The sequence below is a fragment of the Enterobacter sp. 03-F-07-AD-ECC genome, assembly GCF_047530935.1.
GTDB classification, from domain to species: Bacteria; Pseudomonadota; Gammaproteobacteria; order Enterobacterales; family Enterobacteriaceae; genus Enterobacter; species Enterobacter cloacae.
Map to the genome: position 1 here is coordinate 299113 of NZ_JBLKBZ010000005.1, position 16835 is coordinate 315947.

The 16835-nt window shown below is 55.4% G+C and carries 19 protein-coding genes and 1 other annotated feature; of the genes, 5 read left to right on the forward strand and 14 right to left on the reverse strand.

The genetic code is table 11. From position 1 onward, the window contains the following. Positions 1–36: 36 nt before the first annotated feature. Together ACMWKA_RS10795 and ACMWKA_RS10800 are read right to left on the reverse strand one after the other, a co-directional pair. Complete coding sequence (locus tag ACMWKA_RS10795; RefSeq protein WP_013096283.1) at positions 37–780, reverse strand: YciC family protein; 744 nt, start codon at positions 778–780, stop codon at positions 37–39. A gap of 25 nt (positions 781–805) precedes the next feature. Next, a complete protein-coding gene (locus ACMWKA_RS10800) occupies positions 806–1210 on the reverse strand; it encodes a YkgJ family cysteine cluster protein (RefSeq protein ID WP_414760195.1) in 405 nt (134 codons plus the stop codon). Positions 1211–1491: 281 nt separating this feature from the next. On the opposite strand from ACMWKA_RS10800, the gene ompW reads away from it, so the two are divergent. Next, positions 1492–2124, forward strand: a complete 633-nt coding sequence (gene ompW, locus ACMWKA_RS10805) for an outer membrane protein OmpW (RefSeq protein WP_013096285.1) — start codon at positions 1492–1494, stop codon at positions 2122–2124. Between the two features lie 53 nt (positions 2125–2177). Here ompW and ACMWKA_RS10810 read toward each other — a convergent pair whose 3' ends face one another. The 10 genes from ACMWKA_RS10810 to trpL all read right to left on the reverse strand — a co-directional run bounded on the left by ACMWKA_RS10810 (position 2178) and on the right by trpL (position 11534). After that, a complete protein-coding gene (locus ACMWKA_RS10810; protein ID WP_023620264.1) occupies positions 2178–2582 on the reverse strand; it encodes a cell envelope integrity TolA C-terminal domain-containing protein in 405 nt (134 codons plus the stop codon). A gap of 88 nt (positions 2583–2670) precedes the next feature. Next, positions 2671–3105 carry a universal stress protein UspF gene (gene uspF / locus ACMWKA_RS10815; protein WP_013096287.1) on the reverse strand — a complete coding sequence of 145 codons (435 nt, stop codon included), beginning with the start codon at positions 3103–3105 and terminating at the stop codon, positions 2671–2673. 132 nt (positions 3106–3237) lie between these two features. Further along, the gene (yedF, locus tag ACMWKA_RS10820) at positions 3238–3471 is read right to left on the reverse strand and encodes a sulfurtransferase-like selenium metabolism protein YedF (RefSeq protein WP_013096288.1); all 234 of its coding nucleotides are present in this window, start codon (positions 3469–3471) and stop codon (positions 3238–3240) included. Continuing rightward, positions 3468–4679 carry a selenium metabolism membrane protein YedE/FdhT gene (yedE, locus tag ACMWKA_RS10825; protein ID WP_029883576.1) on the reverse strand — a complete coding sequence of 404 codons (1212 nt, stop codon included), beginning with the start codon at positions 4677–4679 and terminating at the stop codon, positions 3468–3470. Before yedE ends, yedF begins: the two co-directional genes overlap by 4 nt. Before the next feature lie 182 nt (positions 4680–4861). After that, positions 4862–5671 (reverse strand): tryptophan synthase subunit alpha, encoded by an 810-nt coding sequence (gene trpA, locus ACMWKA_RS10830; RefSeq protein WP_335262405.1) that lies wholly within the window; start codon positions 5669–5671, stop codon positions 4862–4864. Further along, positions 5671–6864, reverse strand: coding sequence for a tryptophan synthase subunit beta (gene trpB / locus ACMWKA_RS10835; protein ID WP_013096356.1), 1194 nt, complete (start codon positions 6862–6864; stop codon positions 5671–5673). The genes trpA and trpB overlap by 1 nt, the downstream gene beginning before the upstream one ends. 10 nt (positions 6865–6874) lie before the next feature. Next, positions 6875–8233, reverse strand: a complete 1359-nt coding sequence (trpCF, locus tag ACMWKA_RS10840; RefSeq protein ID WP_335262406.1) for a bifunctional indole-3-glycerol-phosphate synthase TrpC/phosphoribosylanthranilate isomerase TrpF — start codon at positions 8231–8233, stop codon at positions 6875–6877. A gap of 3 nt (positions 8234–8236) precedes the next feature. After that, entirely contained in the window at positions 8237–9832 is a 1596-nt protein-coding gene (trpD, locus tag ACMWKA_RS10845) for a bifunctional anthranilate synthase glutamate amidotransferase component TrpG/anthranilate phosphoribosyltransferase TrpD (protein WP_020690934.1), read from the reverse strand. Beyond that, positions 9832–11394 carry an anthranilate synthase component 1 gene (locus ACMWKA_RS10850; protein ID WP_029883574.1) on the reverse strand — a complete coding sequence of 521 codons (1563 nt, stop codon included), beginning with the start codon at positions 11392–11394 and terminating at the stop codon, positions 9832–9834. The genes trpD and ACMWKA_RS10850 overlap by 1 nt, the downstream gene beginning before the upstream one ends. A 25-nt stretch (positions 11395–11419) precedes the next feature. Further along, positions 11420–11513 (reverse strand) — a sequence feature (Trp leader region). Continuing rightward, a complete protein-coding gene (trpL, locus tag ACMWKA_RS10855; RefSeq protein WP_106993556.1) occupies positions 11490–11534 on the reverse strand; it encodes a trp operon leader peptide in 45 nt (14 codons plus the stop codon). (Overlaps the previous feature by 24 nt.) Before the next feature lie 139 nt (positions 11535–11673). Here trpL and rnm point away from each other — a divergent pair, with 139 nt between their 5' ends. From rnm to rluB, 3 genes are all read left to right on the forward strand, one after another. Then, on the forward strand, positions 11674–12555 hold the full coding sequence (rnm, locus tag ACMWKA_RS10860) for an RNase RNM (protein ID WP_013096361.1): 882 nt from the start codon (positions 11674–11676) through the stop codon (positions 12553–12555). Beyond that, on the forward strand, positions 12552–13172 hold the full coding sequence (locus ACMWKA_RS10865) for an L-threonylcarbamoyladenylate synthase (RefSeq protein ID WP_013096362.1): 621 nt from the start codon (positions 12552–12554) through the stop codon (positions 13170–13172). Before rnm ends, ACMWKA_RS10865 begins: the two co-directional genes overlap by 4 nt. 96 nt (positions 13173–13268) lie before the next feature. Next, entirely contained in the window at positions 13269–14144 is an 876-nt protein-coding gene (gene rluB, locus ACMWKA_RS10870) for a 23S rRNA pseudouridine(2605) synthase RluB (protein ID WP_414760196.1), read from the forward strand. A 36-nt stretch (positions 14145–14180) separates the two neighbouring features. On the opposite strand, the gene cobO is transcribed toward rluB, so the two are convergent. Beyond that, positions 14181–14771, reverse strand: coding sequence for a cob(I)yrinic acid a,c-diamide adenosyltransferase (gene cobO, locus ACMWKA_RS10875; protein ID WP_013096364.1), 591 nt, complete (start codon positions 14769–14771; stop codon positions 14181–14183). Then, positions 14768–15529 carry a YciK family oxidoreductase gene (locus ACMWKA_RS10880; protein WP_023620279.1) on the reverse strand — a complete coding sequence of 254 codons (762 nt, stop codon included), beginning with the start codon at positions 15527–15529 and terminating at the stop codon, positions 14768–14770. Before ACMWKA_RS10880 ends, cobO begins: the two co-directional genes overlap by 4 nt. Positions 15530–15780: 251 nt before the next feature. Here ACMWKA_RS10880 and sohB point away from each other — a divergent pair, with 251 nt between their 5' ends. Next, complete coding sequence (gene sohB, locus ACMWKA_RS10885) at positions 15781–16827, forward strand: protease SohB (protein WP_414760197.1); 1047 nt, start codon at positions 15781–15783, stop codon at positions 16825–16827. The last annotated feature ends 8 nt before the right edge of the window (positions 16828–16835 follow it).

Consider the following 16835-nt stretch of genomic DNA (forward strand, 5'->3'; position numbering starts at 1 on the left):
GTGGGGCCGGGTTTTGCGATGCACCCGGCCACAGGATTACTGACGAATTAACATATACAGGCGGAACAGATAAACCAGCAGTATCGCTGAAATCAGGTTACTCAGCGTGTTGGCTACCACCGCACCGACGTTCGGCGTTAAGACTGCAAAGTTTGGGGCAAACAGCAGCAGGAGCGTTTTGGCCAGCAGCCAGCTAATTACGGCCGGTGCCACCAGGCGCATATTGGCCCATGCCAGTTTGATGCTGCTGCGCATGGCGGTAAAGATCCCCATTTTGTCCTGCACCACCATCACCGGCGCGAACGCGAGGACGATAGCCAGCAGCACGCCTGGAACCACAACGAGCATGATCCCCATCTGCACCAGCAGGGTGGTTAAAAAGATGAGGATAAACAGCTTAGGCAATACCGGCGCGCTGGCACCGATCGCCCGTAAGGCGCTGACGCGGTGGCCTGCAGAAACCAGCTGGATCATCAGCAGAACACCGCCCGCGAGAATGGCATTGCCGATCAGTCCAGAGAAGGTCGATGCCGCAGAGGCCCGCAGCAGGATTTGCTGCTGCTCTGGCGTCATGTTTTGCACCAGCTCAAACAACCCCACGCTACCTGCAAGATGGTCGCCCTGGCTCAGGCTGGCGATCTGTTCGTCGCTCGGAGAGAACGCGTGACCCAGCACCACCGTAATAAAGGCGCATAACAACGCGATCAGTAAAAAGGTTACGAACTGATTGCGGAAAAAGTTTCCCGTGTCACGGTAGACAGACTTCGCCGTGATAGACATGCACTCTCCTTGAGTATTGCAGGTGTTAATTAGCCGGCAATTGTACACCGGATAACGCGGTCGTGGCAGCATCAAGGCTTGTATGGAAAAGCATATCTTTGTAAAGCGGCGGTAATCCGAAGCGCGCGCGGGCGCGATTACAGGCTTCGTTGACCTGACCCTCTTCGCCAGACATCGTAAAGTCCCGACACGGGCTGGGGCGATCCTCATAGATGGAGCAGCGGGTCGACACGCCTGGCTCGCCTTGTAACGCCATACAGCGGGCCTGCTTTTGATTCGTACCGCTCATGCAGCGCAGAAAACGGGATAACGGTTCAGTGAGATGAACCGGAACGGTGCCGCCGCCATCGCTGGCTTCGGCCCAGTAGAAAGAGACTCGAAAATACGCACAACAGGCTCCGCACGTCATGCACGGGTTCATATCACTCATGGCACACCTGCAAAAAAGAACGCATCAAATCACATTGTGAGAGCGCTAAATTATCCAGCCGCCATTCGAAGAGCAAGAGGGGGGAAACAGAAAATTTTGTAACCGGGAAATGCCAAAAATTGACGTAAGAACAACTTTTGGCCTTACGGTGTGTCACCAAAAATTAACCCAGATCAATGAATGTTAAGTTACTGGTTTTAATGTGATCTGTGACAGATCACTTATTACTCATTTGTGAGTATATTCTCATCCGCAGCTAAAACCACAACGATGGAGCGGATATGAAAAAATTAGCGGTGGCAGCCCTTATCTTAAGCAGTCTCTCTGGCGGCGCGTATGCGCATGAAGCAGGTGAATTCTTTATTCGTGCCGGTTCGGCAACGGTACGTCCAACTGAAGGTTCTGATAACGTGCTGGGAATGGGCGGCTTTAACGTCAGCAACAACACCCAGTTAGGTTTAACATTCACGTATATGGCGACGGATAACATTGGCGTTGAGCTTCTGGCAGCAACGCCATTCCGTCATCGCGTAGGTTTAGGCCCAACCGGTGATATCGCCACGGTGCACCATCTGCCGCCAACGTTGATGGCGCAGTGGTACTTTGGTGACTCAAGCAGCAAACTGCGCCCCTATATCGGCGCGGGCGTGAACTACACCACCTTCTTCGATGAGAAATTCAACGATACCGGTAAAGAGGCCGGACTGACCGATCTCAGTCTGAAAGATTCATGGGGCGTGGCAGGACAGGTGGGGATGGACTATCTCATTAACCGCGACTGGTTAATTAACGCCTCAGTCTGGTATATGGATATCGATACCGATGTCCGCTTCAAGGCAGGCGGACAGCAACAAAGCATCAGTACCCGTCTGGATCCATGGGTATTTATGTTCTCTGCAGGTTATCGTTTCTGATTCTACTTTCCGGGACTGGCCAGAACATGGCCAGTCTTTCTAGCGGCTTACCTCTACGGTTGCCCCTCCATGTTCCAGCGGGCAGAACCCATATCCTGAAATACACGCTCGTCTGTGAAGGGCGGGAAGGTGGCCCGTGTTGCCGCGTCGGCTAAAGCCTGGCAATACGCTTTGTCTCCGCCTTTTATCTCCAGGTTCTGCAATAGCCCGTCGATGGTAAAGTCGAGATGCATGTTGCATCGCTTACCATTCCAGGCGTGCGGATCGGCCAGCGCCGAGTCCAGCGCTTTCTTTATCGCGGCAGCCTGTTGACCATAGATATCCTTATCGGAGACTTTACCTGACTGCTTATAGGAGCACGAGTCGAGAGCGGTTTTCTTCTGACAACCTTCAGGCGCGAGAGGAGCACAGCCCGTTATTGCTGTGGCAAGGCATACCAGCATCACTACTTTTTTCATTGTTAAGTCCGTTTATCGAAATTATTTTATTGTACAACGTCTTAAATAAGCCCCGGAATTCCGGGGCTTAAGTTTCTCAGCAGCCTCGCTAGCGTACAACCAGCACCGGGCATTTTGCATGGCGTACCACAACCGCCGCGTTTGAACCTAAAAGGTAGGTTGTGATATCCGGTCGATGGGACGCAATGATAATAAGGTCTGCGTTGATACTGTCAGCCAGCTTCAGGATCTGATCTTTAGGCGCACCTGAGATGGCGTGTGTCTCCACACGATCGGCAGGTAAATTGAACTGCTTAACCATCTCTTTGAGCTTCGTAAGGGCTTCCTCCTGAATCTCCGCAAGCTTTGGCATTTCAACCGAATACGCCAGCCCAAGCGATGAATAGTAAGGGAAAGAAGGCACTACCGTCAGAAAATGGATTTTACCGTTACCGATTGCTGCGTTTGCCTGAACATAGGGAATCACCTGTTCGGTCAGACGACTTTCAGAGATATCGACAGGGACTAAAATTGAATTAAACATACCTCACCTCCTGTTTGTTTTTTATCCATTTTAAGTGTAGTGCTACCATTTTCAGTGGCGCTGTATTCGCCATCAAAATGGGAGGTGAGGCAGCTTTTTTGACGGGGGGGACGCCCCCCGTCACCTGGCGGTTTACTTCTGGATAAGATAGCGAATGGTCGGGCCATCCTGCTGAATATCCAGTACGGTGTAACCGTGGTTTTTGGCATCCAGAGGAATGTTGTTGATGGACTGCGGGCAGTCGCTCACCACTTCCAGAATTTCCCCTTTTTGAAGCTGCGGGAGCGCTTCAAGCGTGGCGACAGCCGGGTAAGGACACGGTTCACCGACCATATCAAGGCGGTAGTCAGGCACAATCTCTTTCATGCTGCATTCTCCTGGGGTTCAGGTTTAACCGTGGCACGGCGGAAGAAACGTTTCTCTTGCGCGACAACCAGTAAAAAAGCGACCAGCAGCAGGGCGTAGGTCACCAGCAGTCCACCGAGCGGGCCAAACGTGCTGAGCAGATTCACCTTGTCCCAGTTCGTGGCCAGCACCGGAGACAAATCGTCCCAGTACCAGGCCAGCAGGGTGGAGCCGATGACGTTCCCCAGACCTACCCACCAGTAATGCACCTGACCTTCAACTGCGCGGTACATCCAGCCGGTTTCACACCCGCCAGCCAGTACAATTCCGAAGCCAAACAGCAGGCCGCCAATCACCGCGTTCGGGCCAGCCCACATGATTTTCGGCTCAACACCCAGTTGCACATAGCTGAAGATGCCAATGGCGCTTACCGCCATACCCGCAATAATCGCTTTGGCCATCATTGTACGGCCGGTGATCCACATATCGCGAAACGCCGAGGTGAAACAGATCTGCGCACGTTCTATCAGCAGGCCGAAACCGACACCGAACAACATGGCCAGACCCAGCTTAGGCTGGTTGAGCGCCGTACAGAGCGCCCAGGCGACCATGGCGAAAAAGACCAGCATGCCGAGACGAAAACGACGACGCGCCTGAGAAGGCTTTTGCGTCAGCGGCGAGGCAGCGCTGACCTTCACCATTTTGACCGGAATGCGGAACAGCGGCAGGAGGGTAAACTTCGCGCCAAAGTAAGAGCCAATCGCCGTGGCGACAGCAAAAAACCAGGCGTGCAGCGAAAACTGTGGAATGCCGGTAAAGAAAGCGGCCAGGTTACACCCCATCGCCAGGCGGGCGCCGAATCCGGCAATCATGCCGCCGACAATCGCCTGCATAACGCGTATCCGGCTTTTAGGCATTCGCAACTTAACGTTGTTAGCCCACAGCGCGGCGGCAAAACAGCCCCCGAACATGCCGATAATCATCATACCGTCGATGCGGGTCAGCGGCGTGCCGTCCAGATGAATAAGCTTAAAGTAACCCCACTCCTCGGTATGTACGCCAGCGAGCTGCAGCAGTTGCCCACCCCAGCGGGTGAATTCGCCGGTTACGGCCCAGAAGGTGCCGGTAATGCCGAAATAGTAGGTGGAAAGGATCCCCGCCGCGATGACGGCCGGTACGGGTGACCAGAACTTAACCAGGTAAGTCTGTTTGAAGTATTGCCATGACATGAGTAAGCCTCTGAACTCAGAAGGTTTAAAGCCGAAAAGAGACCAAATCATACGCTTACGGCAAGGTTTGAAAAGCCATTCACGCCGAAAATATCGATGGGATCAATTTTGGCGTAACGCTTAAGTGATAGCGGGAATATAAGAGGAAGACCGTCTGGCTGAGTCGCCAGACGGTGGAAGGATCAGGCTTTACGCGTTGCGGCTTTCATCGCCGTAACAAATGCTTTGAGTTCAGCCAGCATCTGATCGGGTTTGTCCACGTTCTTCTCAATGATTTTGACGATAGCAGAGCCGGAGATCGCGCCTGCCGCTTTTGCGTCAATTGCCGCCGTAACCTGATCCGGGGATGAAATGCCGAATCCCTGCAGCGGAGGTGCTGCGTGGTATTCAGCCAGTTTTTCTACCAGGTGATGCAGCGGCAGCACGGCTTTGTTTTCAGCACCCGTCACGCCCGCGCGGGAGAGCAGGTAGGTGTAACCACGGCCGTAAGAGGCAATCTGGCGCAGCAGTTCGTCATCGGCGTTTGGCGGGCAGATGAAAATCGGCGCCACGTTATGACGCATAGCCGCCTGGCGGAACGGTGCAGATTCTTCAACCGGGACGTCGGCCACCAGCACGGAGTCAACGCCGACCCGCGCGCACTCGGCATAAAATTCGTCGATTCCGCGGTTAAAGACCAGGTTGGCATACATCAGCAGGCCAATCGGAATGGTCGGGTGCTTCTGACGGATCGCGGCCAGCATCTCAAAACATTGCGTTGGGGTGACGCCCGCGGCAAAGGCACGCAGGGTGGCGTTCTGAATGGTCGGGCCATCCGCCAGCGGGTCAGAGAACGGGATCCCCAACTCCAGCGCATCGGCACCGGCTTCAATCAGAGTGTCGATAATTTTTAGCGACTGCTCCGGGCCCGGATCGCCCAGCGTGACGAAGGGAACGAACGCGCCTTCCTGGCGGGATTTCAGTTGTGCAAATGCGTTATCGTAGCGTTCCATCAGATTTCCCCTCGTGCTTTCAGAATATCGTGAACGGTGAAGATATCTTTATCACCGCGACCGGAAAGGTTAACGACCAGCAGTTGCTCTTTTTCCGGGTTTTCTTTCATCATTTTCAGCGCATGCGCCAGAGCATGCGAGGACTCCAGTGCCGGGATGATCCCTTCGCTGCGGCACAGCGTCTTAAACGCTTCCAGCGCTTCGTCATCGGTGATGGAGACGTAGTCCGCACGTCCGGTGCTGTTCAGGAACGCATGCTGTGGCCCGACGGACGGGAAATCCAGACCGGCAGAGATGGAGTACGACTCTTCAATCTGACCTTCATCGGTCTGCATCATCGGCGCTTTCATGCCGAAGTAGATCCCCACGCGGCCATGTTTCAGCGGTGCGCCGTGCTCACCGGTTTCAATCCCGTGACCAGCTGGCTCCACGCCGATCAGGCCAACACGGGTTTCGTCGATAAAATCAGCGAACATTCCGATGGCGTTTGATCCCCCGCCCACGCAGGCAATCACCGCGTCCGGCAGACGGCCTTCTTTTTCAAGGATCTGCGCTTTGGTCTCTTCGCCAATCATGCGCTGGAATTCACGCACGATAGTTGGGAACGGGTGCGGGCCAGCGGCCGTGCCGAGCATGTAGTGCGCGGTTTCATAGCTACCAGACCAGTCGCGCAGCGCTTCGTTACAGGCATCTTTCAGCGTGGCAGAACCACTGTGAACCGGGATCACTTCTGCGCCCATCAGACGCATACGGAATACGTTCGGAGACTGACGCTCAACGTCTTTCGCCCCCATATAGATACGGCATTTCAGGCCAAGCAGGGCGCTGGCCAGTGCTGATGCCACGCCGTGCTGACCCGCGCCGGTTTCGGCGATGATCTCGGTTTTGCCCATCCGTTTTGCCAGCAGCGCCTGTCCTAACACCTGGTTGGTTTTATGCGCGCCGCCGTGCAGCAGGTCTTCACGCTTGAGGTACAGCGTGGTTTTGGTGCCGGCAGTCAGGTTACGGCATTTGGTCAGCGCTGTTGGACGGCCCGCGTAGTTTTTCAGCAGGTCGGTAAATTCAGCCTGAAAAGCAGGATCTTTCTGTGCGCTCACAAACGCTTCTTCCAGCTGGCGCAGTGCGGGCATCAGGATCTGCGGAACGTACATCCCGCCGAACTCACCAAAATACGGGTTTAGTAATGTCGTCATTTTTTCTTCCTTAATATGCACGCAGAGTTTTAAATACCGAGGCCAGCTTACTGGCATCTTTGATGCCCGGTTGCGACTCTACGCCTGAATTGAAATCGAGGCCCGCGCAGCCGGTTTTGGCTGCTTCCACACAGTTATCCGGGCTAAGTCCACCCGCCAGCAGGACATTGTCCAGCGCTTCGCCGTTCAGTAGTGACCAGTCAAAACGCTGGCCTGTACCGCCCTGGCCGTTATCGAGCACGTATTTATCAACATGATTCAGGTTACGTGCTGGCAGGGTGCTGCCCACGCTCTGCGCTTTCCAGATCTGAACCTGAGGAGCCAGCCCGGCACGCAGGGCATCGATGTATGCCTGATCTTCATCACCGTGCAGTTGTACTGCACTAAGGGATAACGCTTCGGCTTTTGCCGTAACGTCCGCAATATCAGCGTTACGGAAGACGCCCACATAGCTGAGGGGGGCTGCCGCTATCACCTTGCGTGCCTGCTCATCGCTCACCGCACGCGGTGAGGAGTCCACAAAGATCAACCCGCCGTAAATAGCCCCCGCCTCATAGGCGGCCTGGGCATCCTGTTCGCGGGTTAAGCCGCACACTTTGTTTTCACCCAACAGCACCCGACGCACTGCGGCATTGAGATCGTCATGTGCCATCATCGCAGAGCCAATCAGGAAACCGTTGGCAAAGTGGCTCAGCTCACGCACCTGGGCGTAGCTGTTGATCCCGGATTCACTGATAACAGTCACGCCAGAGCCCAGACGCGGTGCCAGCTGACGCGTACGATTCAGGTCAATTGACAGATCGCGCAGATCGCGGTTGTTAATCCCGACCACTTTCGCCTGCAGTGCAATGGCTCGCTCCAGCTCTTCTTCGTTGCTCACCTCGGTCAGCACGCCCATGTTGAGGCTGTGCGCCACCGCAGCCAGCTGGCGATACTGCTCGTCGTCGAGCACCGAGAGCATCAGCAGGCAGGCGTCAGCCTGGTAAAAACGCGCCAGCCAGATCTGATACGGGTCGATAATAAAGTCTTTGCACAGAATCGGTTGCGGCGCGATGCTGCTGACAACAGGCAGAAAATCGAAGCTGCCCTGGAAATATTTCTCATCCGTCAGCACGGAGATCGCCGACGCATGATGCTTATAAATGCTGGCAATACGCGCCGGATCGAAATCATCACGGATAACGCCTTTCGACGGGGAGGCTTTTTTGCACTCAAGAATAAATGCGGTGCGCGCGCCCTGCAGGGCATCATAGAAACGACGGCTGCTTGGGACGACATCGTTCTGAAAACTGGCAAGCGGCTGCTGCGCTTTGCGGGCTTCCACCCAGATGGCCTTATCGGCAACGATTTTCGCTAAAACGGTCTGCATTCTTTACCCTCTTGCCGCAAGTGCGGTAACGCGATCGTAAGCTGCACCAGAGCGCAGTACGTCCAGAACTTTTTGTGCGTTGGCTTTGAGATCCTCTTCGCCGTGCAATCGCATCAGCATGGCCACGTTGGCTGCCACGGCTGCCTCATGGGCGACCTCTCCCTTACCTTGTAATAAGCGCGTGAGAATGTCACGGTTTTCTTCCGGCGTGCCGCCTGCCAGCGCCTCCTGATGATACGGCGTTAAACCAAAGTCGGCGGCTTCCAGCTGATAGCTCAGGATTTCGCCATTGCGCAGTTCCGCAACGAGAGTTGGCGCGTGAAGGGACACTTCATCCATTCCCCCGCTGTGAACTACTGCCGCGCGCTGATAACCGAGCACGCGCAGGGTTTCGGCAATTGGCAGAACCAGTTCCGGGCTGTAAACACCAATCAGCGCCAGCGGCGGGTGCGCCGGGTTGATCAGCGGCCCCAGTACGTTAAACAGCGTGCGTGTTTTGAGCTGCTGACGAACCGGCATCGCATGGCGGAAACCGGTGTGATACTTCGGCGCAAACAGGAAGCAGACGCCCAGATCGTCCAGCGCTTCACGGGAGCGTTCGGCGTTCATATCCAGGTTAATGCCGAAGGCAGCCAGCAAATCGGACGAGCCCGAGCGGCTGGAGACGCTGCGGTTACCGTGTTTCGCCACTTTCAGGCCACACGCCGCGGCCACGAAGGCGCTGGCGGTGGAGATATTGATGCTATTGCTGCCATCACCCCCGGTGCCGACGATATCCGCAAACTGATAATCCGGGCGCGGGAAGGGGGCGGCATTTTCCAGCAGGGCCGTGGCGGCACCGGCGATTTCTTGCGGGCTTTCGCCGCGCACTTTCATGCTTACCAGTGCGGCCGCCAGCTGTTCAGGTTTCAGCTCACCGCGAACCACGGCAGAGAAGAGCTGGTGGCTCTCCTGCTGACTCAGGGTCTGTGCCTGATACAGCTTTTCCAGAATCGGTTGCAGCGTGTTGGTCTGCTCCAGTTTCTGCAACGCCCAGTCCAGCGTCTGCTCCAGCAGTCGCGCGCCATGGGTCGTGAGAATCGACTCCGGATGGAACTGCATGCCGCAGACGCGATCCGCATCGTGACGCACGGCCATTACCATCCCTTCAAACGACGCGTTAATGGTCAGCCCGGCCGGGATGTTGCTGCCCACCAGGGAGTGATAGCGCGCAACCGGCAGAGGATTTGGCAGGCCGGCAAACATCGCCTGGCCGTCATGTTCAATGCTGGAGGCTTTGCCGTGCAGGATCTCACCTGCCTGACCCACGTAGCCGCCATAGGCTTCCACAATCGCCTGGTGACCCAGGCAGATACCGATAATCGGCAGTTTACCGCGCATACGGGTCAGCAGCTCCGGCATACAGCCCGCTTCACTGGGGGCACCTGGGCCAGGAGAGAGCATCAGCACCGGGTTTTGCATGGTTGCCAGACGGTCTATCAGCGTCTGTGCCGGAACATGGTTACGATAGATAACGACGTTGTGACCATTCGCACGCAGCTGATCTGCCAGGTTATAGGTAAAAGAGTCGATGTTATCGAGCAGCAGAATGTCAGCCATCAGAAAATCTCCTGTGCGTGATGTGCGGTAGCAATGGCGCGCAATACCGCGCGGGCTTTACTGCGGGTTTCGTCAGCTTCAGACTGCGGAACAGAATCCAGAACAATCCCTGCGCCTGCCTGCACGGTAGCGATACCGTCCTCAACGTAGGCGGAGCGGATCACAATGCAGGTATCCAGATCGCCATGGGCGGTGAAGTAGCCCACTGCACCACCGTAACTGCCGCGACGGCGCCCTTCAGCCGCCGCGATCAGCTGCATGGCGCGGACTTTCGGCGCGCCGCTCAGCGTGCCCATGTTCATACAGGCGCGGTAGGCGTGAAGCACGTCGAGGTCGCTGCGCAGTTCGCCCACCACGCGGGATACCAGATGCATAACAAACGAGTAGCGGTCGACCTTGGTCAAGTCCGCCACGTAGCGGCTGCCAGGGGTACAAATGCGCGCCAGGTCGTTACGGGCCAGATCAACCAGCATCAGATGCTCGGAGAGCTCTTTATGGTCGGTACGCATTTCCAGCTCAATGCGGCTGTCGAGATCGCGATCCAGCGAGCCATCGGCTCGACGGCCGCGTGGACGGGTTCCGGCAATCGGGTAGATCTCAATCTGGCGGCTGGTGGCGTCATATTTCAGTGAACTTTCAGGGGATGCGCCAAACAGGGTGAAATCGTTGTCCTGCATAAAGAACATGTACGGGCTTGGGTTGCTCTTTTTCAGCACGTCATAGGCCGCGAGCGGCGACGGGCAGGGCAGAGAGAAACGACGGGAAGGAACAACCTGGAAAATTTCTCCGGCGCGAATCGCTTTTTGCATCTGGCGAACCACGGCACCGTACTGATCGTCGCTCTGATTAACCTCACAGGTCATTTTCTCGACACGATGTACAGGCAGCGCAGGCGGCGCTTCGGTCATTTGTTGCTGCAACTGCTCAATACGCTGCTCAAGGCGTTTTTTCTCTGTCGCGGATGGCGTGAAGAGGCTTGCCTGAATACGGGTGTTTTTTTTCTGGTGGTCGATCACCAGTAAGGTTTCGGCCAGGTAGAAGCAGTAGTCGGGGCAGCGGTTACCCTGTTCAATGTCCGGTAAATCTTCGAACCCGGCCACCAGGTCGTAAGCAAACAGCCCGCCAAAGAACATTGCTTCGCGTTCATCTTCCGGCACGGTGACCAGATTTTGCAGCAGACGGAAGGCATCAAAAACGGAAAGAGAGCACAGGCGCGCGTCTTCGTCCAGCAGTTGGCTCACCGGCGGGAAGTGCAGAACGCGCATTTCAGGATGGTGTTCATTTTCGATACCAGCAGGCAGGCTCGCATCCAGTAACGGCAGCAGAGCCGCACCGTTATCCGATAACGCTTTGATAGTGACAGTGTCACCTAGCGCCGTAATGCGCAGCGCGCTGTCCACCAACAGCAGGCTCTTGAGATCGTCTTTGCTGTCAATATCGGCGGATTCCAGTAACAACGTGGCTGGACGCGCACCGCAGACCTGATGAAACAGCGCGGTTGGGTTGTGGCGATAGGCCGCCTCGCTGGTCAGCAATTCGAGGTGTGGTTTGGCTGTTTGCATTATGTTGTTCTCATTTATTCTGTTCAAAAAAAAGCCCGCTGATGAGCGGGCGGGTATCTGTTTGCTGTACGCAGACGTGTGACACTGCCCGGGAATCAGGAAGTGCGCCACCAACCGTGCAGAGTGAAATGTGCAGTCATTTTCAGATACCTTTCTCGTGTGAACTTGCGTACTAGTTAACTAGTTCGATGGCGTGTTGTCAACCCTTGATTTCAGAATTTCGTGGCAAGTCGGTATCATGGGCTTTTAAGATGTCTCTAACCTGTGACGGGAAGTGCTTTGAGCGATACCACCTACGCCGTAATTTATGATTTACACAGCCATACCCAGGCCTCCGATGGTCTGCTAACGCCCGAAGCGTTGGTGCATCGTGCCGTTGAAATGCGGGTTGGCACGCTGGCCATAACCGATCACGATACAACCGATGCCATTCCAGCCGCGCGCGCCGAGATTGCCCGCAGTGGTCTGGCACTCAAACTGGTTCCTGGCGTCGAGATATCGACCGTCTGGGAGAATCACGAAATCCATATTGTTGGCCTGAACATTGATATAGACCATCCGGTAATGTGTGCGTTTTTGCAAGAACAAAAAACGCGCCGCAACCAGCGCGCAGAAATGATCGCTGAACGTCTGGAAAAGGCGCATATTCCGGGCGCACTGGAGGGGGCACAAAGGCTGGCAAATGGGGGCGCGGTAACGCGCGGTCATTTTGCCCGTTTTCTGGTTGAGGCGGGCAAGGCCACAACGATAGCGGATGTCTTTAAACGCTATCTGGCTCGCGGGAAAACCGGATATGTTCCGCCACAGTGGTGTACAATAAAACAAGCTATTGATGTGATTCATCATTCTGGCGGTAAGGCCGTGCTGGCCCATCCGGGGCGGTATAATCTTTCTGCTAAATGGCTGAAAAGACTGCTGGCGCATTTTGCCGAATGCGGTGGCGAGGCGATGGAAGTCGCCCAGTGTCAGCAGGCGCCCAACGAGCGTTCGCAGCTTGCGACCTACGCCCGCCAGTTTGGTTTGCTGGCGTCGCAAGGCTCAGATTTTCATCAGCCCTGTGCGTGGATAGAACTGGGACGCAAGCTTTGGTTACCCGCAGGCGTTGAGCCTGTCTGGCAGCTCTGGGAACAGCCACAGCAACTTGAAGAGAGGGAAGTATGAGTCAGTTTTTCTATATTCATCCGGATAATCCGCAGCCGCGCCTGATCAATCAGGCCGTGGAGATCGTGCGTAAAGGGGGCGTTATCGTCTACCCGACGGATTCGGGTTATGCGCTGGGCTGTAAGATTGAAGATAAAGCGGCGATGGAGCGTATTTGCCGTATTCGCCAGTTGCCGGACGGTCACAACTTTACCCTGATGTGCCGGGATCTCTCTGAGCTATCGACCTATGCTTATGTCGATAACGTGGCATTTCGTCTGATTAAAAATAACACGCCGGGCAACTACACCTTCATCCTGAAAGGGACGAAAGAAGTTCCGCGCCGTCTGTTACAGGAAAAGCGCAAAACCATCGGGATGCGTGTGCCGTCTAACCCGATTGCCCAGGCCTTGCTGGAAACGCTGGGTGAGCCGATGCTCTCAACCTCGCTGATGCTGCCCGGCAGTGAATTCACCGAGTCCGATCCGGAAGAGATCAAAGACCGTCTGGAAAAGGTAGTTGAGTTGATTATTCATGGCGGTTACCTCGGTCAGCAGCCGACCACGGTTGTCGATTTAACGGAAGATGCACCGGAAGTGATTCGCGAAGGCGTAGGCGATGTTAAGCCTTTCTTGTAAAGGTGTAAGCAGCTATACTACGCGGCCATCAAATCAGGGCATAGCCCTGGTTTGACCTGATTCGACGCCTGTGAAGGCGACACCTGAGGAAGCTCAATGAGCGAGAAGTTACAGAAAGTGCTGGCGCGTGCCGGCCACGGCTCACGCCGTGAAATCGAAGCCATTATTGAAGCCGGACGCGTGAGTGTGGACGGTAAAATCGCCACGCTCGGTGACCGCGTAGAAATCGTGCCGGGGCTTAAAATCCGTATCGACGGTCATCTTATCTCGGTTAAAGAATCTGCTGAGCAGATCTGCCGCGTGCTGGCGTACTACAAGCCGGAAGGCGAACTGTGTACGCGCAACGACCCGGAAGGTCGCCCGACGGTATTTGAGCGTCTGCCTAAACTGCGTGGCGCACGCTGGATTGCCGTGGGGCGTCTGGATGTGAACACCTGCGGTCTGCTGCTGTTCACAACGGATGGTGAACTGGCAAACCGTCTGATGCACCCAAGCCGTGAAGTGGAACGCGAATACGCCGTACGCGTGTTCGGCCAGGTTGATGAGAACAAACTGCGCGATCTGTCGCGTGGCGTTCAGCTGGAAGACGGTCCTGCAGCGTTCAAAACCATCAAATTTACCGGTGGTGAAGGGATCAACCAGTGGTACAACGTTACCCTGACCGAAGGCCGTAACCGTGAAGTTCGTCGTCTGTGGGAAGCGGTGGGCGTGCAGGTTAGCCGCCTGATCCGTGTCCGCTACGGCGATATTCTGCTGCCAAAAGGTCTGCCACGTGGTGGCTATACCGAACTGGACCTGACGCAGACCAACTACCTGCGTGAACTGGTGGGCCTGGCGCCAGAAACCACTTCCAAAGTGGCGGTGGAGAAAGATCGTCGTCGCATGAAGGCGAACCAGATCCGTCGTGCGGTGAAACGCCACAGTCAGGTGAACAATAATCGCCGCGCTGGCAGCCGTAATAACAACGGTTAAAAATAGAAGCCCGGTTAATATCACCGGGCTTTTTTATCAGTAATCAATGCCGATTTGCGCTTTGATACCGGCATCAAAAGCATGTTTAACCGGACGCAATTCGCTGACGGTATCCGCTAATTCCAGAATATCCCGATGACAGCCGCGGCCTGTGACGATCACCGTCTGATGTGCCGGGCGATTCCTGAGTGCCTCCAGTACGGCGTCCAGCGGCAGATAGTCGTAGGCGACCATGTAGGTGATCTCATCCAGTAACACCATGTTCAGGGCCGGGTCTGCCAGCATTCGTTTTGCATGCTCCCAGACCGCGAGGCAGGCCGCGGTGTCGGTTTCCCGGTTTTGGGTATCCCACGTAAAGCCTGTCGCCATCACCTGGAATTCAACCCCATGCGGCTCAAGTAAGTTACGTTCACCGTTGGGCCATTCCCCTTTAATAAACTGAATGACACCCACTTTCTGCCCGTGACCAACGGCGCGCGTGGCGGTACCAAAGGCAGCGGTGGTTTTGCCTTTGCCGTTGCCGGTAAACACGATGATGATCCCGCGTTCATCCTGCGCAGCGGCGACACGGGCATCAACCTGTTCTTTCAGGCGCTGCTGACGTTGCTGGTGACGTTCTTCACTCATTGCGAAATCCCGGGTTTACGGCCTGGCTGGGCATCAAAGGTCATCCCTGTTTTACGGCGGCTGTCATCGCCCATCAGCCAGAGATAGAGCGGCATAATATCTGCCGGGGTTTTAAGCTTCTGTGGATCTTCCGTCGGGAAGGCGCTGGCGCGCATTTTGGTGCGCGTTCCGCCTGGGTTAATGCAGTTCACGCGCAGATGACGGCTCTGATATTCCTCCGCCAGCACCTGCATCATCCCTTCGGTCGCGAATTTTGAGACCGCATACGCCCCCCAGTTTGCGCGGCCTTCGCGCCCTACGCTGGAGGAGGTGAACACCAGCGAACCGGAATCAGATTTGAGTAATAAAGGAAGAAGTGCCTGGGTCAGGAAAAAGGTGCCGTTGATATTGACCTGCATGACCTGCTGCCAGATCTCAGGATCCTGTTCATCCATCGGGCGAACCTCCCCAAGCAAGCCGGCATTGTGCAGTACGCCATCCAGCCGTGGGTAGTGGGTGCTGATGCGGTGGGCAAGCTCCTGGCACGTTTCAGGGGTACAGGTGAGCAGATCCAGCGTGTACCAGCGGGCAGGAATGCCACCGGCGGCGTCAATCTCCTGAGCCACTCCTTTGAGTTTTTCTTCGTTACGGCCAATGAGAATTACGCTCGCGCCATAGTCAGCGTAGGTCAGTGCCGCTTCGCGGCCAATACCATCGCTGGCACCAGTGACCAGAATGATGCGGTTCTGCAGCAGATTTTTTTGCGGTTGATAATGCACGGTGACTCCTCGGCGCACAGTGATGCAAAGACGCCTTATTGTGTGACTTTTCGGCTTTATGCCCGAATTAGCATGAGAATTCAATCAGTCTACAGGACGCATCGCTGTAAAATTAACAATTTGCAAATATTTAAACCAGAATCGGGGGATTCCTGAAGACGGCTCGCAGAGGTAATGTCACGAGCGAGACGCATGGGCAGGGCTGTTGTACACTGCCGTGAAAGATTCGTGGTTAAATCAAGGTGGAACGCGTGGAATTACTTTCTCAATATGGGTTGTTTTTGGCAAAGATCGCGACGGTGGTGATTGCCATTGCGGTAGTGGCCGTTCTGATTGTTAACCTGACGCAGCGCAAACGTCAGCGTGGTGAGTTACGCATTACCCGCCTGAGCGAGCAGTATAAAGAGATGCAGGAAGAGATGTCGCTGGCCCTGCTTGACAGCCATCAACAGAAACTGTGGCACAAGGCGCAGAAGAAAAAGCATAAGCAGGACGCCAAAGCGGCAAAAGCCAAAGCGAAGCTTAACGCGCCGGAGGAAACGTTAACCCCGCGTGTCTATGTGCTCGATTTTAAAGGCAGCATGGATGCCCATGAAGTCTCTTCTCTGCGTGAAGAAGTCACCGCCGTGCTTGCCGTGGCTAAACCGCAGGATCAGGTGGTTGTCCGTCTTGAGAGTCCGGGTGGGGTCGTTCATGGTTATGGGCTGGCGGCTTCGCAGCTACAGCGTCTGCGTGAAAAACAGATCCCGCTGACGGTTGCCGTGGATAAAGTCGCGGCGAGCGGTGGCTATATGATGGCCTGCGTGGCGGATAAAATTGTTGCGGCGCCGTTTTCTATTATTGGCTCCATCGGGGTGGTTGCGCAAATCCCGAACTTTAACCGCTTCCTGAAAAACAAAGAGATCGACATTGAATTGCATACGGCGGGTCAGTACAAACGTACCCTGACGCTGCTGGGGGAGAACACGGAAGAAGGACGGCAGAAATTCCGCGAAGATCTCAATGAAACCCATCACCTCTTTAAAGACTTTGTGCACCGTATGCGCCCGGCGCTTGATATTGACCAGGTGGCAACAGGGGAGCACTGGTACGGTACGCAGGCGCAGGAAAAAGGACTGGTGGATGAAGTGGGCACCAGTGACGACCTGCTGTTGAATCTGATGGAAGGGCGCGAACTGGTTGGCGTGCGCTTTACCCAGCGTAAGCGACTGCTTGACCGCTTTACGAACAGCGCGGCCGAAAGCGCGGATCGCCTGCTGCTCCGCTGGTTGCAACGCGGACAAAAACCGCTGCTGTAAACAAAAAC